Annotated in this window: 20 protein-coding genes; 12 read left to right on the top strand and 8 right to left on the bottom strand. The window is 33.1% G+C overall.

What is annotated here, in order from left to right; translation table 11 throughout:
* Positions 1-6: 6 nt before the first annotated feature.
* Both GQR98_RS07015 and GQR98_RS07010 read right to left on the bottom strand, forming a co-directional pair.
* Positions 7-540, bottom strand: coding sequence for a YciI family protein (locus GQR98_RS07015; protein ID WP_159018893.1), 534 nt, complete (start codon positions 538-540; stop codon positions 7-9).
* Positions 541-557: 17 nt separating this feature from the next.
* Positions 558-1,031 carry a CYTH domain-containing protein gene (locus GQR98_RS07010; protein ID WP_159018892.1) on the bottom strand — a complete coding sequence of 158 codons (474 nt, stop codon included), beginning with the start codon at positions 1,029-1,031 and terminating at the stop codon, positions 558-560.
* A gap of 82 nt (positions 1,032-1,113) precedes the next feature.
* On the opposite strand from GQR98_RS07010, the gene dinB reads away from it, so the two are divergent.
* From dinB to GQR98_RS06995, 3 genes are all read left to right on the top strand, one after another.
* A complete protein-coding gene (gene dinB, locus GQR98_RS07005; RefSeq protein ID WP_159018891.1) occupies positions 1,114-2,211 on the top strand; it encodes a DNA polymerase IV in 1,098 nt (365 codons plus the stop codon).
* Positions 2,212-2,488: 277 nt separating this feature from the next.
* Positions 2,489-4,915 (top strand): TonB-dependent receptor domain-containing protein, encoded by a 2,427-nt coding sequence (locus GQR98_RS07000; RefSeq protein WP_159018890.1) that lies wholly within the window; start codon positions 2,489-2,491, stop codon positions 4,913-4,915.
* Between the two features lie 14 nt (positions 4,916-4,929).
* Positions 4,930-6,270 (top strand): hypothetical protein, encoded by a 1,341-nt coding sequence (locus GQR98_RS06995; RefSeq protein WP_159018889.1) that lies wholly within the window; start codon positions 4,930-4,932, stop codon positions 6,268-6,270.
* A gap of 82 nt (positions 6,271-6,352) precedes the next feature.
* Here the strand turns inward: GQR98_RS06995 and pyk are convergent, their stop codons facing one another.
* The 5 genes from pyk to GQR98_RS06970 all read right to left on the bottom strand — a co-directional run bounded on the left by pyk (position 6,353) and on the right by GQR98_RS06970 (position 10,654).
* Positions 6,353-7,795, bottom strand: coding sequence for a pyruvate kinase (gene pyk, locus GQR98_RS06990; RefSeq protein WP_159018888.1), 1,443 nt, complete (start codon positions 7,793-7,795; stop codon positions 6,353-6,355).
* Positions 7,795-8,280 carry an IPExxxVDY family protein gene (locus GQR98_RS06985; RefSeq protein WP_159018887.1) on the bottom strand — a complete coding sequence of 162 codons (486 nt, stop codon included), beginning with the start codon at positions 8,278-8,280 and terminating at the stop codon, positions 7,795-7,797. The genes pyk and GQR98_RS06985 overlap by 1 nt, the downstream gene beginning before the upstream one ends.
* Positions 8,281-8,409: 129 nt before the next feature.
* Positions 8,410-9,150 (bottom strand): ribonuclease III, encoded by a 741-nt coding sequence (gene rnc, locus GQR98_RS06980; protein ID WP_159018886.1) that lies wholly within the window; start codon positions 9,148-9,150, stop codon positions 8,410-8,412.
* A gap of 7 nt (positions 9,151-9,157) precedes the next feature.
* The gene (gene fabF, locus GQR98_RS06975) at positions 9,158-10,408 is read right to left on the bottom strand and encodes a beta-ketoacyl-ACP synthase II (protein ID WP_042504040.1); all 1,251 of its coding nucleotides are present in this window, start codon (positions 10,406-10,408) and stop codon (positions 9,158-9,160) included.
* Positions 10,409-10,420: 12 nt separating this feature from the next.
* Positions 10,421-10,654 (bottom strand): acyl carrier protein, encoded by a 234-nt coding sequence (locus GQR98_RS06970; RefSeq protein ID WP_007647141.1) that lies wholly within the window; start codon positions 10,652-10,654, stop codon positions 10,421-10,423.
* A gap of 184 nt (positions 10,655-10,838) precedes the next feature.
* Between GQR98_RS06970 and GQR98_RS06965 the strand changes: the two genes are divergently transcribed.
* From GQR98_RS06965 to GQR98_RS06950, 4 genes are all read left to right on the top strand, one after another.
* Complete coding sequence (locus tag GQR98_RS06965; protein WP_159018885.1) at positions 10,839-11,405, top strand: phosphoribosylglycinamide formyltransferase; 567 nt, start codon at positions 10,839-10,841, stop codon at positions 11,403-11,405.
* A gap of 51 nt (positions 11,406-11,456) precedes the next feature.
* Positions 11,457-12,095, top strand: a complete 639-nt coding sequence (locus GQR98_RS06960) for a viroplasmin family protein (RefSeq protein ID WP_159018884.1) — start codon at positions 11,457-11,459, stop codon at positions 12,093-12,095.
* 121 nt (positions 12,096-12,216) lie between these two features.
* A complete protein-coding gene (locus tag GQR98_RS06955; RefSeq protein ID WP_159018883.1) occupies positions 12,217-13,143 on the top strand; it encodes a PfkB family carbohydrate kinase in 927 nt (308 codons plus the stop codon).
* 144 nt (positions 13,144-13,287) lie between these two features.
* Positions 13,288-15,186: an amidophosphoribosyltransferase gene (locus GQR98_RS06950; protein ID WP_159018882.1), complete on the top strand. Its 1,899-nt coding sequence runs from the start codon at positions 13,288-13,290 to the stop codon at positions 15,184-15,186.
* A gap of 591 nt (positions 15,187-15,777) precedes the next feature.
* Here GQR98_RS06950 and GQR98_RS06945 read toward each other — a convergent pair.
* Positions 15,778-16,386 (bottom strand): superoxide dismutase, encoded by a 609-nt coding sequence (locus GQR98_RS06945; protein WP_159018881.1) that lies wholly within the window; start codon positions 16,384-16,386, stop codon positions 15,778-15,780.
* A 125-nt stretch (positions 16,387-16,511) separates the two neighbouring features.
* Between GQR98_RS06945 and GQR98_RS06940 the strand changes: the two genes are divergently transcribed.
* The 5 genes from GQR98_RS06940 (at position 16,512) to GQR98_RS06920 (ending at position 26,006) form a co-directional block, all read left to right on the top strand.
* Positions 16,512-19,652 (top strand): UvrD-helicase domain-containing protein, encoded by a 3,141-nt coding sequence (locus GQR98_RS06940; protein ID WP_159018880.1) that lies wholly within the window; start codon positions 16,512-16,514, stop codon positions 19,650-19,652.
* 464 nt (positions 19,653-20,116) lie between these two features.
* On the top strand, positions 20,117-21,511 hold the full coding sequence (locus GQR98_RS06935; RefSeq protein WP_159018879.1) for an OmpA family protein: 1,395 nt from the start codon (positions 20,117-20,119) through the stop codon (positions 21,509-21,511).
* 78 nt (positions 21,512-21,589) lie between these two features.
* The gene (locus GQR98_RS06930; RefSeq protein WP_233268090.1) at positions 21,590-24,352 is read left to right on the top strand and encodes a PD-(D/E)XK nuclease family protein; all 2,763 of its coding nucleotides are present in this window, start codon (positions 21,590-21,592) and stop codon (positions 24,350-24,352) included.
* Position 24,353: 1 nt separating this feature from the next.
* A complete protein-coding gene (locus tag GQR98_RS06925; protein ID WP_159018878.1) occupies positions 24,354-25,199 on the top strand; it encodes an alpha/beta hydrolase family protein in 846 nt (281 codons plus the stop codon).
* A gap of 87 nt (positions 25,200-25,286) precedes the next feature.
* Positions 25,287-26,006, top strand: coding sequence for an NUDIX hydrolase (locus tag GQR98_RS06920; protein WP_159018877.1), 720 nt, complete (start codon positions 25,287-25,289; stop codon positions 26,004-26,006).
* The last annotated feature ends 94 nt before the right edge of the window (positions 26,007-26,100 follow it).

Below are 26,100 nucleotides of genomic sequence, written 5' to 3'. Positions count from 1 at the left end.
TAAGTATTATCTTAAACCAACGCCTTTTGCTACCCACCATGGATGTATTTCTATTTCTAAACGTTCGGCCTCAACCATTGGGTCGGCTTTAGCTAAACTATCGGCCATTTTTAAAGTTGGCACATTATATATGGTTATACCACTAATATCTCCATCGTCACCAAAAGGTCCCGAAATATCTGCATAACCTAACTCGTACATTTTTGATAAATGCTCTAGATGTAATTTTTGTAAACGCTCACTCTCTTCTTCGTTTTGCATTTTAATAGCGCTCTTTTTTAAAAAGGCCATAAAATATTGCTGCATTAACACAGTGTCTTTTGTTGCTTCATTAACATGCACATAAGTTTTAAAACCCTTAGCGGTTAACTCGTCTTTTATTTCTTTCAATGTTTTTTTAACAGGCTCTACTGGCACTTCAACTATAATAGTATCTGTAGTTTTTCCTGATTCCTCATTGTTAGAAGCTCCTTGCTTTGTCTCATTTTTACACGATACTAACAATAAAATGCATAAAAATGGTAGTATTAATTTTTTCATAACAAATAAATATTTAGTTATTTAATCCAAGATTTAAAAGGTTTTTTACTTAACTGCGAATTGTAATATTTCACATCTCCTGTAACTTCATTACCCAACCAATCGGGTTTTATATACGTTTCAGTTTCGGTATTTAGTTCGATTTCGGCAACAATTAACCCAAAATTATCGCCATAAAACTCATCGACTTCATAAATATGCTGTCCTAATTTTATTTCATAACGAGTTTTATCAATAATAGAAGGCTCACATAATTCTAATAAAGCTTCGGCTTCTTGCTTAGGGATTTCTTTTTCCCATTCAAAACGAGATAACCCACTCTCAGAACTTGCGCCTTTAATAGTAATAAAGCCTTGCTCCCCTTTTAGCCTAACTCTAACCGTACGTGCTTTATCGGTATTTAAAAACCCTTGACTAATTCGGGTTTGCTTAAAAGCTTCATCTTTAAAAGCTTCAGATTTTACTAAAAATTTACGTTCTATTTCTATCATAGAAAATTCCGCGAAAGCGAAAATATTTTAAAAATATTGAGTTTAGGAATTGCCCTTAAATATGAATTGATAAATTTACGCTATGTTAACCGATTTACCAATAAGAAAAATTATTCATGTGGATATGGACGCCTTTTATGCGTCTGTTGCGCAATTGGATAATCCTGAATTAATTGGTAAAGCCATTGCTGTTGGCGGAAGCGGCAGGCGTGGCGTAATTAGTGCTGCCAGTTACGAAGCCAGAAAATTTGGTGTAAAAAGTGCCATGTCTGGAAACTTAGCGATTAAGCTTTGTCCGGAATTAATTTTTGTAAAAACCGATTTTGAACGCTATATCTCTATATCTAAAAAGATTAGAAAAATATTTCTAGACTATACAGATTTGGTAGAACCGCTTTCTTTAGATGAAGCTTACCTTGATGTTACCCAAAATAAAAAAGGTAACCCGAGCGCCTCCATGATTGCCGAAGAAATTAGAACACGTATTTTTAATGAAGTAGGTTTAACAGCTTCCGCAGGAATTTCCATTAATAAATTTATCGCCAAAATTGCCAGCGATTACAATAAACCTAACGGACAAAAAACAGTAAATCCAGAAGAGGTTATTCCGTTTTTAGAAACGCTAGATATTAGAAAATTTTATGGTGTTGGTAAGGTTACTGCCGAAAAAATGTATCAAAAAGGCATTTTTACAGGCATGGATTTAAAACAGAAATCTATAGAATTTCTAGAGGAGCACTTTGGAAAATCGGGTAGCTATTATTACAACGTGGTTCGCGGTATACATACTAGTGAAGTGAAGCCAAACAGGATTAGGAAAAGCTTAGCCGCCGAACGTACTTTTAGTGAAAATTTATCTTCGGAAGTTTTTATGATGGAGAAATTAGAACAGATTTCTGAAGAAGTTACCAAACGCTTATTGAAAAGTAAAGTTGCAGGCAAAACAGTAACTTTAAAAATAAAGTACAGCGATTTTAGTTTACAAACACGAAGCAAAACACTTCCCTATTTTATAAGTGATAAAAACATTATTCTAGAAACGGCAAAAGATTTACTTTATCAAGAAAAAATGAGTAATTCGGTGAGATTACTAGGCATTTCTCTTTCCAATTTAAATACAGATACTAAAAAAGCACCAGAACCAAAAAGTGTTAGCGCACAGCTAAAATTTGGATTTTAAAAGTTTAAGATATTTATTAAAAATCACCAAAACTTAACTTTATTTAACAACTTCTAACCATTTTTTTGCTTATTTACTCATCTAATTGTATAAATCTAGGACATATCACTATTTAGAATAATTAAAAATAGACATAAAAAATTTGAATATTCTTAATGAGAGTTTAAAATTTCTTGCAAATAAAAAGTAAATCCACCTTTGCATTAAATTATCATCAAATCCACTATGTTTATTTGGACTGAATACAAATAAGAGTAATTTTGTAAAAAAATTACTCATGCCATCAGTAAAAACATTTTCAACTTTCTTATTGTTTTTCTTTAGCCTTTTTGCTTTCAGTCAAGAGGGAGATCTATATGGTACAGTTAAATTTGACAGCAACGAACCTGTTTCAGGAGCCTATATTATTTTAAAGGGTTCTAGTTTTCAAAAGGAAGCAAACTCTGATATTAATGGTGATTTTTACTTTGAAAATATTCCTTACGGAAATTATACACTTCAGTTTCATTCATTAGATGCTAAAGTTAAAACTATTGATATTACCATAAATACTCCAGAAAAAAACGTTGATGTTACATTAACTTTTGCCTCACATCAAGATTTAAAAGAAATACAAATTGCAGGTAAAACCCTTAAAAGACAGATTGAAGATAAAGGCTTTGCTGTAAATGTTATTAAAACAAAGGAAGCTAGTATTAGAAATATTCAAACAAACGATTTACTAAACACTACTGCTGGTGTAAAAATTCGTCAGAATGGTGGTTTAGGTTCCAATGTAGAATATAGTTTAAACGGCTTATCGGGTAGTTCTGTTAGAATTTTTATTGATGGTGTTCCAATCACTATGTATGGTTCTTCTTATAGTTTAAACAGTATTCCGGCCTCAATGATAAAAAACATAGAGGTTTACAAAGGTGTTGTCCCTGGGCATTTAGCAGACGATGCTTTGGGTGGTGCCATTAATATAGTACTTCATAATTCAACTAAAAATTACTTAAATGCTTCAGCTTCTTACGGATCGTTTAATACATTTCAAACCAACGTAAACGGCTTATATAGATTCGAAAAATCTGGTTTTACGGTTAAGGCGTCGGTGTTTCATAATTATTCTGATAATGATTATAAAGTTTCAGGGCGAAGCGTGGTTGTTACTGGTTTAGGTGGTGCACAAACCCCAATTACTGCAAGACGATTTAATGATGCCTACAGGTCTACAGGTGGCATGGCACAAATTGGTTTTACAAACGTAAAATGGGCCGATCAATTTTTTGTTGGAGTTACAAGTTCAGATGACTATAAAGAAGTTCAACACGGCGCTTTTATGACTATTACACCATACAAAGATCGTTTTTTAGAGTCCAATGCTTTGCTAGGTAATTTAATTTACAAAAAGGGAGACCTTTTTACAGAAGGTTTTGATGTCAATATAAATGCTTTGTACGGTAAACGAAACCGAACTGTAAATGATACCGTCGCTGCTGCATACAGTTGGAATGGCGAAAGAGCCGTAGATTTTAGAGGAGACGAATACGAATATACTTGGGGCTCTCAACAAGAAGGCGGACCAACTCTTGCTAAAATAGAAAGAAACGTCGCTGCTGTGAGAACCGGTTTATCTTATACCATAAACGAGCATCATAAAGTACTATTCAACCATGCATACTCCGGTATTGAAAGAGAAGATAGCGATGCCTTAAGGACGGTTTTAGAAAACACCTTCATGGGTACTAGAGATTTATATAAAAATATTTTTGCTTTAACCTACGAGTTATCTGCTATTAACAACCAATTAAAAACGAGCATATTTGGTAAACACTATAGCCAAAAAACTTTGAGTATCGATCCTGCCATTGCAACAGATAGTGAAGGAAATGATACCGTAGTTGATGAAACGGTAAAAGCCAACAACAAATACGAAGGTTTTGGTTTTGCCGCCTCTTATGCCATTACACCTACAGTTAGCTTATTAACATCGGCAGAAAAAGCGATAAGATTACCTAACGAAACCGAAGTTTTTGGTAATGATGGAGATAATGTTATTGCAAACCCAAGCTTAAACCCAGAGGTTAGCAACAATTTCAACTTGGGTTTTAGATTTGGTAGATTCAAAATAAAAAAACATGCTTTTACCATTTCGACCAATGCTTTTATAAGAGATATAAAAGATAGAATTGGATTACCTATAGAAACATCTTTAAACGTAGATGATGAATTAATTCTATATGTTAATCAGGGTAATGCAAAATCTAAAGGTATAGATGCACAGCTTAACTACACGTACAATAAAAACTTAGGTTTTAATTTTAATGTATCTCGTTTCGATTTAACAAGCGAAACTACCAACGGAACAGAATTCGACATTCCGAACACGCCATTTTTCACAATGAATGGTAGTTTAAGATATTCATTCAAAGAACTTATTCAGAAAAAATCTTTATTAAACCTTTTCTACTCCGTGTATTTCACAGACGAGTTTTCATACTTAGTGTCTCAAGGTTCTAATACCGTTGGTGACGATTTCTTTAAAGTACCCGAACAATTAGTTCATGATTTAGGCCTTACCTACTCATTTCCTAATAGAAGATTAGCGATGAGCTTCGATATTAAAAACATTTTCGACGAACCCGTTTACGACAACCTTTCGGTACAAAAACCAGGACGTGCTTTTTATCTTAAACTGAATTATACAATCAATAAATTTTAATTAACTCTAAAAACATGAAAAAACAAATTTTAAACCTTAAAACCTTAGCCTTGCTATTTAGTGTTTTATTACTAGCCTTTAGCTGTAGTGATGACGATTCTCCAAAAGAAGTTATAGATGAAGAAATTGAAGAAGGAAGTAGATGGATAACCGTCGCAGCCGCTAGAATGGGTGAAGAACCTGGCGATGGTAATGGCGGTACTCTAATTTACTCTGTTAGTAGTGAAGATGCTAAAGACCCAACAGTATCTATTGAAGCTTTTGAAAACGGATTTATTGCACCATCAAACAGAACGGCTCGTTTACAATCATCTGAAGATGGTAGTACTATTTTCAATATTAGCTACGCTGGTGATACTGGTGGTAACTATACCAAATATCTTGTAGAAGGCGGACAAACCTTTACACAAACAGGAACAGAAATCAGTATTGCACCTTACGTAGGAACAGCTCCAAGGTGGATTAAATTATTCGATGGAGACCAAACAGGTTCTGCTGTTTATGTTTCTACGGAACATGAAGCTGATGCTGATGGAAATTACACAAGAACTAATGCTACTATTGGTGTAGTAACTTTAGATTTAGAAAACTCGCTAATAAACAACTTCCAAGAGCACGATGTGCCTTTAACAGCTGAAGAAGAAGCTCTAGGTTACTATATTTCTAGAATTGATATGCCAACTTTAAATGCTGCTGGCGATAAATTATATATTGGTGCACGTTTAAGTAAAGTTGACCCTGCCACTACTGAAGGCGATAGTGATTATGAAATTTTAGGATCTAAAACGATTGTATTAGATTATCCATCACTTTTAAATCCAACTGTAATTACATCAACTGTAGGACACGGAAATACTAACGGATACCGTAGTATTAATGCTTTTCTTTATGACGGAAGTGTTTATCAAGCTAACCAAAGTGACCCAGAAGGTTCTCATATTTTAAAAATTAATGCAGATAATACTTATGACGATTCTTATGATTTTAATTTAGATGAAGCTTTAGGTGTTGAAGGTGCTTATATTCTAGCATGGAGACCGGCCTCTAACGGAAAAGCAGTGGTAGCTTATCATCATGATGGTTCTGCCGAAGGTGTTGCTGGAGCCCAAGGTTTTTTTGCTCTTGTTGATTTAAATGCTAAAACAGCTCAAAAAATTGAAGACATTCCATATCACGAAGATTTCTACTTATTCCAATACCAAGGTTTTGTAGTGGATGGAACAGAAATATACTTAACTCAAGCTCCTGTTGGACAAAATGGAAACATATATGTTGTAGATACCGAAACTGGTGTTGTAACAAAAGGTGCTGAATTAGTTAATGTAGAAGGAAGCCACTTTATTGGAACGTTCTAATAAACAAACCACATATTTACAAGCAAAAACGGCCAATAGATTTAAATCTATTGGCCGTTTTTAATATATAAAACTTAAGTTTTTAAAGACTACAAGTTGTAATTTCTGAAACTCTTAACGTATTAACCATTCCTTTATCTTGAATTGGCATAGCAGCTAAACTCACTAACATATCTCCAACTTCTAAGTAACCTTGTTTACAAGCTATAGCATTAACATCTTCGATAGTTTCATCAGTGCTAACAAACTTATCGTAATAAAAAGCACGAACACCCCAAAGTAAACTTAAACGCGTTAATATCCGCTTATTTGATGTAAATACTAAAATATGACATGATGGTCTCCAAGCCGAAATTTGAAACGCTGTATATCCACTATTTGTTAACGTAGAAATAGCACTTGCATCAATTTCGTTTGCCATAAGTGCAGCATGATAACAAATTGACTTAGTAATATATCTGTTCGTTCTAATATGTGGAGGTAATTGCGGTACTTGAATTAAATCAGAATCTTCAACATTCTTTAAAATGTTACTCATCTGTCTAATTACTTCTACAGGATATTTACCAACTGAAGTTTCACCAGAAAGCATTACAGCATCAGCACCATCCATAACAGAATTGGCAACATCATTTACTTCAGCTCTTGTTGGTGTTAAACTATCAATCATAGTTTCCATCATTTGCGTCGCAATAATTACTGGAATTCTAGCTTTTTTAGCACGTAAAACCAATTGTTTTTGGATTAACGGAACTTCTTCAGCAGGAACTTCAACACCTAGATCACCACGAGCTACCATAATACCATCACAATGTGTAACAATTTTATCGATATTCTCTACAGCCTCTGGCTTTTCTATTTTAGCAATAATTGGAATTTTATGCGTTCCGTGTTTAGCAATTAAATCACGTAACTGCATTAAATCTTCAGCATGACGCACAAAAGATAATGCCATCCAATCTACATCTTGCCCAATAGCAAAAATTGCATCTTCGATATCTTTTTCTGTAAGTGCAGGCTGAGATATATTTGTATTAGGAAGGTTTACACCTTTTTTAGATTTTAATGGTCCACCTTGAACAACTTTGGCTAAAACCTCGTTTTTTCCATTTGTAGAAACTACTGTGAAAAGTAATTTTCCATCATCTAAAAGAATACGTTCTCCTGGTTTTGCATCTTGTGGAAATCTATCATAAGTCATGTAAACACGTTCCTTATTTCCAACAAAACGTTCGCCTGTAGCAAAAATAATTTCATCACCCGGATTTACAACAACATCTTCTTCCATAACTCCTACACGAAGTTTTGGACCTTGTAAATCTGCTAAAATAGCAGCAGTAAAACCAAACTCTTCGTTTAACTCACGAATCATGGTGATACGCTCGGCCACATCTTTGTAATCGGCATGAGAAAAGTTAATTCTAAATACATTAACACCTTCCTCAAGCATGCCTTTTAATACTTCTTTTGTGCTTGTAGCTGGTCCTAGAGTTGCTACTATTTTGGTTTTTTTTCTTGTTGCCATTAGCTAAAAATTAAATTGTCTTTTGATTTTAATTGAAATGTATCAATACTATAAGCTGTTGCAATTTGAGGAATTTCTAATATAGTATCTAAAATATATTTTTCCTTACTCGAACTGAACTCGTTTTCTATTTTTAAAAAGTAGTTAACACGCTTATATTCTGGTATTAAATGAGTTGTTTTCGTTATTTTTTCTTGATTTTCAAATAAAGACCCAAAACTAATTTCTTGTAAACTCTCTGTTTTACAAGTATTAGAAACTAAACTCCAAGTAGTTAGTTGCTTTTCATCTTCCCATTCAAATATAGAATAGTTAGATTTTCCCTTGTTAAAATCTAAATCTTTAGATCTCCTAGCAAGCTTGATCTTTAAATGTTTATTAAGAAGAAAGGCCAATCTGTAGTCCTCAAGTGTACAATGCATTGCTACTAATGTGTACGTCACATCGTCAAAAACATCATCAAGTATCAGTTTATGAACAGCCATAACTTCCTATTATTATTTGTAAATATAGTATTTATAACAATTACTAAATACATGTTTTAACGAATCTTAATAAGAATCGATACTAAAACGTTATAGTTAATTGTTTTTTTCAGTTAAGCTGAAGTTTTGCTAAACTGATTTTGAAATTTTACTCTGAAACACAAAAAAAGCACGTTTAGAAGCTTTCTCTTCTGCTTTTTTCTTTGAAGTACCTCGTGCTTTAGCAACAACTTTATCGTCTATAGATAGCTTTACCGAAAAATGCCTAACATCGTCATTTCCTGTATCTTCATAAACATTATACCCAAAAGTTTTCTTTTCTTTTTGGCACCACTCTATCAGTAAACTTTTATAGCTTATTACTTTTCCTTCTAAGGTTGCAATATCTACATAAGGAAGAATAACTCGAGTGTAGATAAACTTTTCACAATACTTATAACCTCTATCCAAAAAAATAGCGCCTACTAAAGCTTCAAATAAGTTTCCATGAATATTATCTCCAAATTGGCCTTTTGGTATTTTACTTTCAACTAAAGTAATTAAACCTAAATCTTTACCCAATTCATTTAAATGCTCTCTACTTACAATTTTAGAGCGCATTTTAGTTAAATATCCTTCATCTCCACTTGGAACTTCAAGATATAAATGAGATGCTATAACAGCACTTAGCATAGCGTCCCCCAGAAATTCTAATCGTTCATAATTAATAGCATTGCCTTCGCTATCCTTTATGTTCATAGAACGGTGGGTAAAAGCCTTTCTAAAATATTTTATATCCTTAGGTTTAAAACCAAGGATTTGGTTTATTTCCATAAAAAAATTCCCGCTGCGTTTAAAACGGGAATTTAATATGTCACGAATGTATTTCATTCGGGATTTAATCTAATTTTTTGAATACTACACAGGCGTTGTGACCGCCAAATCCAAATGTATTACTCATTCCTACTTTTATGTCCCGCTTTTGTGCCTTGTTTAAGGTTAAATTTAATTCAGGATCTATACTTTCGTCTACCGTAGTATGGTTAATGGTTGGAGGTATAACTCCGTTTTCCATTGCCAAAATAACCGAAATTGCTTCAATAGCACCTGCTGCACCTAATAAGTGCCCAGTCATAGATTTTGTTGAATTAATATTTATGTTTTTAGCGTGACTTCCAAAGATCTCCGAAATTGCTTTTAATTCTGCAACATCACCTAAAGGCGTAGATGTACCATGAGTATTAATATGGTCTATATCTTCCGGTTTAAGTCCTGCATTTTGCAAGCAATTTTTCATAACCGCTACAACACCAATACCATCAGGATGTGGCGCCGTCATGTGGTAAGCATCAGAAGACAAACCTCCTCCAACAAATTCCGCATAAATTTTTGCGCCTCTAGCTTTTGCATGCTCATATTCTTCTAGAATCAGTGCGCCAGCACCTTCTCCCAAAACAAAACCATCACGCGTTCCATCAAATGGACGTGAAGCTGTTTCTGGACTTTCATTTCTAGTCGATAGTGCGTGCATAGCGTTAAACCCGCCCATACCTGCAATAGTAACTGCTGCTTCACTTCCGCCTGTAACAACCACATCACAATGCCCTAAACGAATAATGTTTAAAGCATCAAACATAGCGTTAGCAGAAGATGCACATGCCGAAACCGTTGTATAGTTTGGCCCCATAAAACCATGTTTTATAGAGATGTTTCCTGGTGCAATATCAGCAATCATTTTAGGAATAAAGAAAGGGTTAAAACGTGGCGTTCCATCTCCAGCAGCGAAGTTTAATACTTCGTTCTGGAAGGTTTCCAATCCACCGATGCCTGCTCCCCATATAACGCCTACTCTTAATTTGTCAACTTCATCTAGATTCAATTTAGCATCTTCAATGGCTTCATCTGCAGCTACCATAGCGTATTGTGCAAATCGGTCCATTTTCCGAGCTTCCTTTCTATCAAAAAAATCTGTTGCGTTAAAGTTTTTCAATTCGCAAGCGAACTTCGTTTTAAACTTTTCGGCGTCATAATATGTTATAGGCGCAGCACCACTTTTACCACTAATTAAACCTTCCCAAAATTCGTCTTTGGTATTGCCAATTGGTGTTAAAGCCCCTAATCCTGTGACTACAACTCGCTTTAATTCCATAAAATATTTTGCTTATTTTGCTGCTTCGATGTATGATATAGCTTGACCTACTGTTGCAATGTTTTCAGCTTGATCATCTGGAATTTGAATATCGAATTCTTTTTCGAATTCCATTATTAATTCCACAGTGTCTAAAGAGTCCGCTCCTAAATCGTTTGTGAAGCTAGCTTCAGTTACAACTTCATTTTCGTCTACTCCTAATTTATCAACGATAATAGCTTTTACTCTTGATGCAATGTCTGACATAATTTTAAATTTTTAATTTTATTAGTTGGCAAAAATAAAAAACTTTATTTTTAAAACACACCTTTACCTTAAAAATGTGTGTGTAATTTACTAAAAATAGTTTTAAGTATTTCTCTTTTACCTTCTAATTGTTAATATTTATTCTTTTTTTTGTTTTAATAATTATTAAACACATTGTCTGTAAATGAAACGAATTGTAATTTTTGCGTCCGGGAGTGGTACTAATGCTGAAAATCTAATTAAGTTTTTTCACAACAGAGAAAATGCTTCTGTTATTCAGATGTTAACTAACAATCCTCATGCCAAAGTTTTAGAGCGAGCAAAAAAACTAAAGGTTAGCGCACTTTCTTTCAATAAAATAGCAATATCCGAGACGGAAGACGTTCTAAACATATTAAAAGCCTCTAAACCCGACCTAATAGTGCTAGCAGGTTATCTCTGGAAATTTCCAGATAATATACTAGCCGCTTTCCCTAATAAAGTGATTAACGTTCACCCAGCTTTACTACCAAACTACGGAGGAAAAGGCATGTACGGTATGCACGTGCACAATGCTGTTGTTAATAATAAAGAGAAGGAAACAGGTATCACTATACATTATGTAAATGAACATTATGATGAAGGTGCTGTTATTTTTCAAGCAAAATGTAATGTAGCCGACACAGACACTGCCGATGATGTTGCTGCCAAAATACACCAATTAGAAATGGAGCACTTTCCGCAGGTTGTTAACGATATATTATCAAAATAATTAAAAAAACTAAATTTAAACAACTACCACTTTCGTGGGAAATGCCAAAGTATGTCGAAAAAAAAGAAATTTTACACCGTTTGGAAAGGTAAAAAGACCGGCGTTTTCAAAAAATGGAACGACTGCAAAGCTCAAATAACCAACTTTGATGGCGCTCAATACAAATCTTTCACAACCTTAGAAGCCGCGGAAGCTGCTTTGCAGGGTAATTATTTCGATTATATTGGAAAAAGCAAAGGCTTTAAAAGTGAATTAACAGCCGAACAACTCAGAAAAATAGGGCAACCTAATTATAATTCCATTTCGGTAGATGCTGCTTCTAGTGGAAACCCTGGTATTATGGAGTACAGAGGTGTAGACACAAAAACAAAAAAACAAATTTTTATTCAAGGTCCTTTTCCTGAAGGAACCAATAATATAGGCGAATTTCTAGCTCTAGTTCATGGCTTGGCTATTCTTAAAAATAACAATAGCGACCGTATACTATATACAGATTCACGAACCGCTATGAGTTGGGTTCGTAAAAAAATATGCAACACTAAATTAGAGCGTAATACAAAAAACAAACCCGTTTTCGATTTAGTAGATCGCGCCGTAGACTGGCTTAAAAACAACAGTTACAAAACCGTAATTGTAAAATGGGAAACTAAGGCCTGGGGAGAAATTCCAGCCGATTTTGGGCGTAAGTAAAAGTAATTCTTCTTCTTTTAAAACATTAATCTTAGCAATTTTCATTCAAATTGAACATTAAAAATAATAAGGATTAAGCATATAAATAACCTATATTTGCAGAAAATTATCAAGAACTTTCATGGGTAAATTAGTAATAGTTGGTACAGTAGCTTATGATGCTATTGAAACACCATTCGGTAAAACCGATAAAATTTTAGGTGGAGCAGGTACTTATATAGGTCTTTCTGCATCTAATTTCGATGTAGATTCTGCCATTGTTTCTATTGTTGGCGGCGATTTTGAACAAAAATATTTAGACTTACTTTCTAGCAAAAATATCGACATCTCAGGTATTGAAATCGTTAAAGAAGGTAAAACGTTTTTTTGGAGCGGAAAATATCATAATGATATGAATTCTCGCGATACCTTAATAACAGAGCTAAATACTTTAGAAGATTTCAACCCAGTTGTACCAGAAAATTATAAAGATGCCGAAGTGGTTATGTTAGGAAACTTACATCCACTCGTCCAATCTAGTGTTTTAGATCAAATGACGGTTAAACCGAAATTAGTAGTTTTAGATACTATGAATTTCTGGATGGATATCGCTTTAGAAGATTTAAAAAACGTTATAAAACGTATTGATGTGATTACCATAAATGATGAAGAAGCAAGACAATTAACCGGCGAATATTCGCTAGTTGTTGCTGCGAAAAAAATTCATGAAATGGGACCAAAATACGTGGTTATCAAAAAAGGAGAGCATGGCGCACTATTGTTCCATAACGAACAAATGTTTTACGCACCAGCTTTACCTCTAGCAGAAGTTTTTGACCCAACTGGAGCAGGAGACACCTTTGCAGGTGGTTTTGCTGGCTATTTAGCAAAAACAGGCGATGTATCTTTCGAGAACATGAAGAACGCCGTAATTTACGGTTCTGCTCTAGCATCCTTTTGTGTTGAGAAGTTTGGCACCGAGCGCATGGAGAATTTGTCGCACAGCGAAGTGCAACAACGACTGATGCAGTTTAAACACTTAACTCAATTTGAAATAGAATTAACATAAACTAACGCGCCCATAATTTGGGCGCGTTTTTAATTGAACATATTTTCTTGAGACTAAATCTCGAGACCACCATTAAAATGTAATTCCTTTGGAGACCGAGGAATCTAAAAAAGAAACACCGCAAAGCATAAAATAATTTAGACTATGAGTGATGCCCTAAAACACGAATGTGGAATAGCAGTTATTAGACTATTAAAACCGTTAGAATTTTATAAAGAAAAATACGGTAGCGCATTTTATGGCGTAAACAAAATGTATTTAATGATGGAGAAGCAGCACAATCGTGGTCAAGACGGTGCTGGTCTTGCAAGTATTAAATTAGATACAAAACCTGGAGAACGTTACATTAGTAGAGTGCGTTCTATAGCACAACAACCTATTCAGGATATTTTTGCACAAATTAACGACCGCGTTAATAAAGAGTTCAAAGAGCATCCAGAATACATGGATGATGTGGCTGCGCAAAAAAAGAACATTCCATACATTGGAGAAGTGTTACTTGGGCACGTACGTTATGGAACTTTTGGAAAAAATAGTGTAGAGAGTGTACACCCATTTTTAAGACAAAATAACTGGATGCACCGTAATCTTATTATGGCTGGAAACTTTAACATGACAAATGTTAAAGAATTATTTTCAAACTTAATAGAGCTAGGTCAACATCCAAAAGAGTACACAGATACCATTACTATAATGGAAAAAATTGGTCATTTCCTTGACGATGCGGTTAGTAAAATATACCGTGATTTAAAGAAAGAAGGCTATAACAAACAACAAGCTTCTCCATTAATAGCCGAACGTTTAAAAGTTGGCAAAATTTTAAAACGTGCTGCAAAAAATTGGGATGGTGGTTATGCTATGGCCGGATTAATAGGTCATGGTGATGCTTTTGTTTTACGTGATCCTGCAGGAATTAGACCAGCTTACTATTATCAAGATGATGAAATTGTAGTGGTTGCTTCAGAACGTCCGGTAATTCAAACTGTTTTCAATGTAAATTTTGAAGATGTTAAGGAACTAGAACCAGGACAAGCTATTATCACTAAAAAATCTGGCGAAGTTAGATTGAAACAAATACTACCTCCATTAGAACGTAAATCTTGTTCTTTCGAGCGTATTTACTTTTCAAGAGGAAGTGATGCAGAAATTTATCAAGAGCGTAAAATGCTTGGTCGATTACTTATGCCAAAGGTTTTAAAAGCTATTGATAACGATACTAAAAATACAGTATTCTCTTTTATCCCAAATACAGCCGAAACTTCGTTTTTTGGTATGATTGAAACTGTAGAAGACTTTATCAATAAAAAGAAAACTGAAGCTATTTTAACCGGACAACGTTCAATATCTGCTGAAGAAGTTACCGAAATTTTATCGGAGCGCGCTCGTGTTGAAAAAATAGCTATTAAAGATGTTAAGCTAAGAACGTTTATCACAGAAGATAGTAGCCGTGATGATTTAGTTGCACACGTTTACGATGTTACTTACGGCGTTATTAAGCCTACCGATAACTTGGTAATTATTGATGATAGTATTGTAAGAGGTACTACATTGAAGAAAAGTATCTTAAAAATGCTTGATCGTTTAAATCCTAAAAAGATTATAGTTGTATCATCTGCACCGCAAATTCGCTATCCAGATTGTTATGGAATCGATATGGCAAACCTAGAAAGCTTAGTTGCTTTCCAAGCAGCTTTAGCGTTATTGAAAGAGAACAACCAGTATCATATTATTGATGATGTTTATAAAAAATGTATCGAGCAAACTGAATTAAAAGATAAACACGTACAAAACTTTGTGAAAGAAGTTTACGATCCGTTTACAGATGAGCAGATTTCAGATAAAATTTCAGAATTATTAAGTGATGAAACTATTAAAACTGAAGTTAAGGTTATTTTCCAATCGGTAGATTCCCTGCACAAAGCTTGTCCAGAACATTTAGGCGATTGGTACTTCACAGGAAACTACCCAACTAATGGTGGTAATCGTGTTGTAAATCGTGCCTTTATCAATTTTTATGAAGGTAATAATGAACGTGCATATTAATTTTGAAATTACTATTTTTCAGGGGTTTAATTAGTAAAAATGCATTTCAACTTAAAAAAATGTATTTCATCTAAAATATAACAGCTTTAAAGTAAATACACATAAATTAGTCTCACCATAACATAAGTAGGTTAAGTTCATGGTAGATTTGGGGCAAAAAAAGGTGAACTTCTGTTCGCCTTTTTTTATGCGCATTATTTTCGTTTTTCTTTATTAAACTTCAATTAAACCCTACATATATTTAATACTCCGCTTAAACCAAGATATAAGTCGTTTAACTAAAAAATTTTAACAAACTGACTTACAAACATATATTTGTCTCACCATAACATAAGTAGGTTAAGTTCATGGTAGATTTGGGGCAAAAAGGTGAACATCTGTTCACCTTTTTCATTTTATAAAATCTCGTATTTCCTTAAAAAGCTTTTCTTAATTAAGCTTTCCAAAATTCTCTTTGGTTTATTAATATCAAATCACATGTTATCACCACAGATTTTAACGTGGCTAAATTCATTTACATAAAACTGTTTCCAATAAAAAAGCCGTTTCTGCTAAACAGAAACGGCTTTTAAAATATTTAATGCTGGTTGCTTACTTTGCTTCAGCGTAACGTTTTTCAACTTCATTCCAGTTTATTACACTAAAAAATGCTTTAATGTAATCTGGACGACGGTTTTGGTAGTTTAAGTAGTACGCGTGTTCCCAAACATCTAAACCTAAAATTGGTGTTCCTCCACAAGTTACACCCGGCATTAATGGGTTGTCTTGGTTTGGTGTAGAACAAATTTCTACTTTACCACCTTTGTGCACACATAACCATGCCCATCCAGATCCAAAACGCGTTGCTGCTGCTTTAGCAAAAGCATCTTTAAAATCGTCTACAGATCCGTAAGCTGCCTCAATAGCATCTTTTAACTCTCCAGATAAATATCCTTTTCCTTCTGGGTTCATTACGCTCCAAAATAAAGAGTGATTAAAAAATCCTCCTCCATTATTTCTAACAGCGCCATTATCCATATCTAAATTTGCAAGAATATCCTCAATAGATTTTCCTTCTAAATCGGTTCCAGCAATAGCGTTATTCAAATTGTTTGTATATCCTTGGTGGTGCTTTGTATGGTGTATTTCCATAGTACGTGCATCCATATGTGGTTCTAAAGCGTCGTAAGCGTACCCTAATTCTGGTAATTCAAAAGCCATAATTTTTATTTTTATTTAATTAATATTTAATTTAATTCAAATTTACACATAAATCGGGTCAATTAAAAATAATAAATTGTTATCAACTCATTGATAGTTTTTATCTTGTATGCAAATTTAAATTCATGCAAAGCAACCAACCTTTTACTATTTACAATGCCTCAGCGGGCAGCGGAAAAACCTTTACTTTAGTAAAAGCTTATTTAAAGATTTTATTTAGCTCAAACAAACCTTATTTATTTAAGAATATTTTAGCAATTACATTTACAAATAAAGCGGTTGCCGAGATGAAAGGCCGTATTATAGATACTTTAAAGCAATTCTCGGACAAAGACATTCTGAAGCTAGAAAACCCGATGTTTTTATCCATTTGTGATGACTTAAACTTAAGCCCAGAACAACTACACAAAAAGGCCATAACATTATTAGAAAGCATTATACACAATTACGCAGCTTTCGATATTTCTACTATTGATGGTTTTACGCATAAATTAATAAGAACCTTTGCTCACGATTTAAAATTACCTTTAAATTTTGAAGTAGAATTAGACCAAGAATCTCTTTTGCGTGAAGCCGTAGATAGTCTAATTTCTAAAGCAGGAACCGATACTGTGCTCACTAAAGTGCTAGTAGATTTTGCCATTGAAAAAGCCGATGATGATAAAAGTTACGATGTAGCCTTCGATTTTAACAAAATAGCAAAGCTTCTTGTTAATGAAAACGATATTCCTTTTTTTGAAAAAATAAAAGATAAAACACTCGATGATTTTAAAGCACTAAAAATCAAGCTTAAAAAAGATATTAATATAGAAGAGGAGCTAATCGCCGAAAAAGCCAAACAACTTTTAACTCAATTTAATACATCGGGATTAGAATTTAAAGATTTTTCCGGAGCCTATTTACCAAAACACTTTGAAAAACTAGCTGATAAAAATTTCAACGTAGCCTTTGGAAGTAAATGGCAAGACAATATAGAAAACGATACATTGTACCCAAAACGCGTTACGGCAGAAACAGCAGGAACCATTGATAGTTTACAACCACACATATTTTTAGTTTTTAATGAAACGAAACAAGCTATATTTAATCATAAATTCCTGAACGCCTTTTATAAAAACATTACACCTTTATCGGTTTTAAACGCCATAAACACAGAACTTACTTTATTAAAAGAAGATCAAAACAAAATGTTGATTTCCGAATTTAATAGCATTATAAGTAAGGAAATAAAAAACCAACCCACTCCTTTTATATATGAGCGTATTGGAGAAAAGTTTAATCATTATTTTATTGATGAATTTCAGGACACGTCGGAGAGTCAATGGAGTAATTTAATTCCGTTATTAGAAAACTCAGTAGCATCAGAAAACGGAAGCACTATGCTTGTAGGCGATGCCAAACAGGCCATTTATCGCTGGCGTGGCGGCAAAGCAGAACAATTTATAGATTTATTCAATAAGAAAGATCACCCTTTTCCAATAGAGCAGTTTGTTGATAATTTACCAGATAATTACCGAAGCTTTAAAGCCATTGTTGATTTTAATAATAGCTTTTTTAAATTTCTTTCTAATCAAATTTTCAAAAAGGAAGATTATAAAGATTTATATGAAAATGCTAGTCAAAACATCAAAAAAGACGAAACCGGCTATGTAGAACTTTCTTTTCTTGATTTCGATAAAGAAGATGATAAAGATGAAGTGTTTCCTGAAAAAGTTCTAGAAAACATAAACAACTGTCTAGATAACGGTTACAAACTAGAGGATATTTGTGTTTTAGTTAGAAAGAAAAAAGAAGGTGTTGCGGTTGCCAACTATTTAAGCCAGCATAATATCCCTATTATTTCCTCGGAAACGTTACTTATTAATAATGCGCCAGAAGTAGTTTTTATTAATGCTGTTTTAGGTTATTTAATGCAACCTAAAAACGATGAGCTCAAAATTGAAGTTTTAGACTATTTAGCTAAGCTTTTTAAAGTTGATGATAAACACGGGTTTTTCTCTAAGCATATTAAATTAAGTGTTTCGGATTTCTTTAAAAGTTTTGAAGCCTTTAATATCTTTATAAACGGTGATACTCTATTACAATTACCGCTTTATGATTTAGCAGAAACTATTGTGAGAAATTTCAATTTAGTAAAAACATCGAATGCTTATGTTCAGTTCTATTTAGATATCGTTCTCGACTTTTCGCATAAAAAAGGGTCGGACATCCCGGCCTTTTTAGAATATTTCGACAAGAAAAAAGAAAACCTCAGTATAATTTCCCCGAAAGGGCAAGATGCCGTACAGATCATGACTATCCATAAATCTAAAGGTTTAGAATTTCCGGTGGTTATTTTCCCTTATGCAGATTTGGACATCTATAGAGAAATAGAACCTAAAGAATGGTTAGAAATTGATAAGGAAAAATATAACGGTTTCTCGCATACACTTTTAAATTTCAATAAAGATTTCGAGTTTTTTGGAACACAAGGCCAGCATATATTTGAAAATCATAAAGCTGAACAAGAATTAGATAATATTAATCTATTGTACGTTGCACTTACACGCCCTGTAGAACAGCTCTATATTATATCTAAAAATGATAGCGCCTTAAAGGAAGATGCGAAATCTAAAAAATATTCAGGATTACTGATTAACTATTTAGAACACAATAATCTTTGGAGTGATAGTGAATTAACCTATAGTTTTGGAGACAGCAAAAAGACATCAAAAGAAACCATATCTTCAAAAGAAACCAATATTCAACATGAGTTTATTTCAACTTCAAAAGAGCATCATAATATAAAAGTGGTAACAAAGTCTGGTTTTTTATGGGATACTACTCAGGAAGAAGCTATTGAAAAAGGAAATTTAATTCACGATATTATGTCGCACATTGAAACCAAAGATGATGTCGACGAGGTAATTCAGGATTTTATTTCGTCATCAACTATAAACCCAGAACAAGCCACAGAACTAAAACAACTCGTTTTACAAATAGTAAATCACCCAGAATTGGCAACCTTTTTCACAAAGGAAAACACGATATATAATGAGCGCGATATCATAACCAAAGAAGGTGTAATTTTAAGACCAGACCGTGTGGTAATTAACCAAAATAACGACGCCGTGATTTTGGATTACAAAACAGGACTTGAAGACAAAAAACATGCACAACAATTACAAGTCTACCAAGACGTTTTAACCACTATGAATTTTAAGGTAAAACAGAAGTATCTTATATACATTAATGAAGGAATTGAAGTCCAATCCCTACCTTTTTAAAGCGCAAATGTTAAATTAGCTTTCAACTTATTTATGTTAATTTAACAAGACCTATTTATTTAATACAAAATAAATAAATCGAAACACTTTAATCCTTATTTTATTAATAAAGAGGAAAATAACAACGTGTTTTAATTCATGTTATACATCTTCAAAAAACCTCAAACTATCTCATTTTGCTATAAAAAAAATAAAATTTATCACTTTTTGATGGTTTTTTTGAGATACCACAAAAAAAAGTATGCATTTATAAAAAATATGTAATTTCTTGTACTAAACCAAGGCGAGACAATGTTAATACAGCAATCGCAGAGGATATAAAATTGTTAAAATTTAACCAAAACATACCCATAGTACCGACGAATTACCCTTCTGTATGTATTTTTTATATATTTGTCTTTGTTAATAACATATAACAACTTACTTTTGTTCACAATTAACACTTAAAATTTAAAATTTTGAATATGAAAAATCTTAGCAGATTATTGTTCGCTATGTTGCTTGTACTTGGTTATAGCAACGCTAATGCGCAAGACAAAAACAATCCTTGGCAAATTACCATCGGTGTAAACGCAGTTGATGCTTATCCTTCTGGAGACGGTAGTCTTTTTGCTGGAGGCGGTTTCGCGAGTGACTCTTTTGGAGATGAATTCGGAAATGCTTCTGATCACTGGAACATTTTACCTTCTTTATCAACTATTTCTGTATCGAAATATTTAAGCGATGGTTTCTCTTTTGGAGTAACAGGTTCTTTAAATAAAATCGAAAAATGGGGAGATATTAGCTCTGACCCAGATGTAGAAAACAGCGTTGATGATTTATCATACTACGGTGTTGATGGTACAATTAAATACAACTTTTTAGATGGAACTACAATTGATCCTTTCGTAGGTCTTGGTGGTGGTTACACTTGGATTGATGAAATTGGTGCTGGTACTGTAAATGGTACTGTTGGTTTAAACGTTTGGTTTAACGAAAACATCGGTTTAACATTACAAACATCTTACAAACATGCGTTTGAAGATTACTTAGATACTCACTTCCAACATACTGCTGGTATTTCTATCAAATTTGGTGGAACTGATACTGACGGTGATGGTATATTTGATAAAGATGACGCTTGTCCAGATGTTGCTGGTTTAGCTGCTTTCAACGGTTGTCCTGATACTGATGGTGACGGAATCGAAGATAGCAAAGATACTTGTCCAAACGAAGCTGGTACTGCTGAATTTAACGGTTGTCCTGATTCTGATGGTGATGGTGTAGCTGATAAAGATGATAACTGCCCAACTGTTGCAGGTTTAAAATCTTTAGCTGGTTGTCCTGATGCTGACGGTGACGGTGTAACTGATGCTGATGATAAATGTCCAGATGTTGCAGGTCCTGCTGCTAACAAAGGTTGTCCTTACCCTGATACTGATGGTGACGGTGTTTTAGACAAAGATGACAAATGTCCTGAAGTAAAAGGTACTGTTGCAAACGCTGGTTGTCCAGAAGTTACTGCAGCTGTTCAAAAACAATTAAACGAGTATGCTAAAACTATCTTATTCGATACTGGTAAATCTTCTATCAAAGCACAATCTGCTACTGTATTAGGTGACATCATCAATATCTTAAAAGAATACCCAACTTCTAAATTTACAGTTGAAGGGCATACTGATAGTATTGGTAGCGAAAAACTTAACCAAAGATTATCTGATTCAAGAGCTAATTCTGTAAAAGAATACTTAATTGAAAACGGTATCAACGCATTTAGATTATCTGCACTTGGTTACGGTGAATCTAAACCAATCGACTCTAACAAAACTAAAACTGGTAGAGCAAACAACAGACGTGTTGAAATTAACTTAGCTAAGTAATTAGATAAAGTTAACTTTAAATAAAATAAGTTTACAAAAAACGCTTCGGATATCCGAAGCGTTTTTTATTTTTATAAAATGATAACAACTTTCATTTTAGATGTTTTAAACGATTTAAAAAAGAACAACTACAATCTTTCTAAAGTCACATTTGTACTACCTAGTAAAAGAGCAGGTCTCTTTTTAAAACATCAATTAGTTCATGTTATCCAAGAGACGATATTTGTTCCAGATATTATAAGTATCGAAGAATTTGTCGAAGATCTATCTGGTCTTAAAACCACATCGAACACAGAATTACTTTTCGAATTTTACAACAGCTATTTAGCACTCACAAAAAAGGAAGATCAAGATACTTTTGAATCCTTTTCTAAATGGGCACAAATATTACTTCAAGACTTTAACGAAATTGATCGCTACCTGATTCCTCAGGAAAATATATTTAATTATTTAAGCGACATTCAAGAATTAACACATTGGTCTGTTGAAGCAAACCAGACCGAGTTTGTTAAAAAATATTTACAATTTTGGAATAAGCTTTACACCTATTACAAACATTTCACAAAAGAACTTTTAAATAAAAACATTGGCTACCAAGGTTTAATTTATAGAAAGGCCGCAGAAAACTGCAACACATATATAAACAACCTTACCGATAAGCAACACGTTTTCTTAGGTTTTAACGCTTTAAATACTGCTGAGGAGAACATTATTCAGCAATTTTTAAAACGTGGCTTAGCGAAGGTTTATTGGGATATTGATAGTGTTTTTATAAACAATCCAAAACATGATGCTGCACTCTTTACAAGGCAGCACAAAAAAAACTGGAAACATTTCGATAACCATCCGTTTGAATGGATTACCGAAAATTATTCCAAAGAAAAAAATATAAACATTTATGGCGTTCCGAAAAACATCGGGCAAGCCAAATATATCGGCACACTATTAAAAAATATAGAAGCAGAAACTAAATCACTACAAAGCACCGCTGTTGTTTTAGGTGATGAAAACCTATTAATTCCTGTATTAAACTCCATACCATCATCGGTAGAAGCGCTAAATATCACCATGGGATTTCCATTAAAATCCATTCCATTAGCATCCCTTTTTGAAAGTTTATTTCATATCCATAAAACATCGGGTAACGCCTTTTATTTTAAAGACGTTGTTAAAGTGTTATCACATCAATTTGTTCGTCCGTTATTTTACATAGACAATATCGATTACGCTGCCAAAATTATTGAAACCATAGATAGCAACAACCTGGTGTATCTTACTCTAGTCCGTTTAAAAGAAATAAGCAAACTCTCTAACGAGATTTTAGATTTACTATTTTCAAACTGGAATACATCTATAGATTTAGCACTAAAGAATTGCGGTCTAATCATTTCAAAAATAAAAATCTATTTAGACGAAAACAAAGATGCTAATTTACTTTCTTTAGAATACCTGTATCGTTTTAATGAATTGTTCAATGCACTTTCCTTGTTAAACTCGAAATACAACCACATCAAAGATATTTCAACATTGTTTGGTGTTTATAAAGAATTACTGAGTTCGGAAACCTTAGATTTCCAAGGCGAACCTTTGCAAGGTTTACAAATTATGGGAATGCTAGAATCGCGTGTTTTAGATTTTGAAACCGTAATTATTTCTTCGGTAAATGAAGGTATTCTTCCTTCAGGAAAAAGCAATAATTCATTCATCCCTTTTGATGTTAAAATAGAAAACAAACTACCCACTTATAAAGAAAAAGATGCCGTTTACACCTATCACTTCTATAGGTTACTGCAACGTGCAAAAAATGTCTACATACTTTATAACACAGAAGCAGATGTGCTAACAGGTGGTGAAAAAAGCCGTTTTATTACACAACTCGAATTAGAAAACATCCATAACATACACCACGAAATTATAGCGCCACATGTACCTGTAATTACTCCCGAATTAAAAGTGGTAGAAAAAACTGAAGATTCGCAAACCCGATTAAAAGAGATAGCCTCTAAAGGCTTTTCTCCATCTTCGCTTACTAACTACGTTAGAAACCCGATAGATTTTTATTATCAGAAAATTTTAAAAATTAAGGAACATGATGAAGTTGAAGAAACCGTTGCAGCAAACACTCTAGGAACTGTTGTCCATAATACATTAGAAGATTTCTACAAACCATTAGAAAAGTCTTTTTTATCGGTTGATATTATTAAAAAGCTTAAAACCCAAATTAATGAAAAAGTCACTTTTCATTTTAAAAATGAATTTAAAGAAGGTGATATTACAAAAGGAAAGAATCTTATTATTTACGAAATTGCAAAGCGTTATGTTTCAAACTTTTTAGATTTAGAAATTGAAGATTTAAAGGCCGGTAATGAAATAAAAATAATCAAAATAGAATCAAACAATAATGTTTTAATCGAAATTCCAGAACTCGATTTCCCTGTAAAACTCACAGGAAAAGTAGATCGTGTAGACGAATATAACGGTGTAACTAGAATTGTAGATTACAAAACAGGCCGTGTTGATGCCAATAAAGTTGAAATTGTAAACTGGGAAGACATCACTACCGATTATACCAAATACAGCAAAAGCTTTCAGGTGTTAACCTATGCTTACATGATGTTATTATCTAATGAAATTACGCTTCCAGTAGAAGCTGGTATTATTTCATTCAAAAACTTAAAAGCAGGATTTTTAAAGTTTTCTAAAAAAGATAAAGCCGGCAATGGCGCTAAAAAAGATGCTCTAATTACTCAAGAAACACTAGATGATTTCTATGTTGAATTAAAAACACTAATTTTAGAAATCTGTAATCCTAACATACCATTCACCGAAAAGGAAGTATAATATGATATCCAAAGAAAGCTATATTATAAATGGAAAGCACAAAAAATCGATTTTAATTGATGTTAGTTTTGTTGCCGAAAAAACAAATATTCCTATTATTATTTTTTGTCATGGTTATAAAGGTTTTAAAGATTGGGGTGCTTGGAATTTAATGGCAAACGCTTTCGCGGAAGCGGGATTTTGTTTTATAAAATTCAATTTTTCGCATAATGGTGGCACCATGGAACAACCTATTGATTTTCCTGATTTAGATGCCTTCGGAAACAATAATTACACAAAAGAATTAGATGACTTAGAATCAATTATCGATTGGATTTCAGATAATAAAAAACTTAAACCTATAATAAATTTAAACAGTCTAAATTTAATAGGTCATAGCAGAGGTGGCGGTATTGTATTGATTAAAGCTGAAGAAGATAAACGAGTTACAACCGTAATAAGCTTAGCTGGTGTTTGTGATTTTAGAAAAAGAACAGCAACTGCAGGTGGTTTGGCCGAGTGGAAAAACACTGGTGTAAAATATGTTTTAAACGGAAGAACAAAACAACAAATGCCACATTTTTATCAGTTTTATGAAGATTTCATTAAAAATGAAGAAAGATTAACCATAAAACGCGCGGTTTCTAACTTAAAAACACCACACTTAATTATTCATGGTGATAGTGATACCAGCGTTCTTATTGATGAGGCTAATCAACTTCATGAATGGAATCCGCAAAGCCAACTTGAAATTATACAAGATGCAAATCATGTATTTAATACCAAACACCCTTGGGATTCGAATACACTACCTAAAGAACTTCAAAAGGTTATAAATTGTTCTGTTTCATTTATAAAAAACAAATAGCACATAAAGTAAACCCTACTCAACTAAAAACCTTTAAATACTTCATTTAGTCTAATTTAGTTAAAGGTATTTTTTAAATTTGTTTTTATGGATCATAATAACCTACCCTTAAATGATATTTATGCGCCTGAAAACCGCATTTATGTGGCTACAGATTGTATCATTTTTGGTTTTGATAAAGGCATTTTAAAATTATTAGTTTTTGAAAGACGCGTAGAACCTTTTAAAGGTACTTTATCTTTAATTGGAAGTTTTGTAAAACCTAACGAAGCTGCAAATGAGGCCGCTAGACGGGTTTTAAAAGAAATTACGGGTTTAGAGAACATCTTTATGGAAGAGTTAAAAACCTACTCTAATATTGACCGAGATCCTGGTGCACGCTGTATTTCTATAGCACACTACGCATTAATTCGTATTGATGATTATGATAAGGAATTGGTTATAAAACACGATGCTATTTGGTACGAGGTAGATAAACTCCCAAAATTAGTTTTAGATCACGATTTAATGATTGAAGATGCATTAAATAGATTACGCAGAAAAGCTAGATTTTACCCTATTGGATTTGAGTTACTTCCTAAAAAATTTACGATTCCGCAGTTTCAAAATTTATACGAAGCCATTTTCCAGAAAACTTTAGATACTAGAAATTTCAGAAAAAAATTAATGTCTTTAAAGTTACTTATTCCATTAAATGAAAAGGATAAATCGGGTTCTAAAAAAGGTGCTTTCTTATATAAATTCGATTACAAAAAATATAAAAGATTAGAGGAAAAAGGCTTTAACTTTTCATTGTTTAAAAATTAATTTTTTCAAATAAAAAAGAGTTAAGCAAAAACTTAACTCTTTTAAACAATCTAAACTAATAAACACAATTTTTAGTCTTCGCTATTATAGTTAT

The organism is Algibacter sp. L3A6, from assembly GCF_009796825.1.
Classification (GTDB): Bacteria; Bacteroidota; Bacteroidia; order Flavobacteriales; family Flavobacteriaceae; genus Algibacter.
Note: the sequence above shows the minus strand (reverse complement) of the source record. Positions and strands in the feature narration are given on the sequence as shown.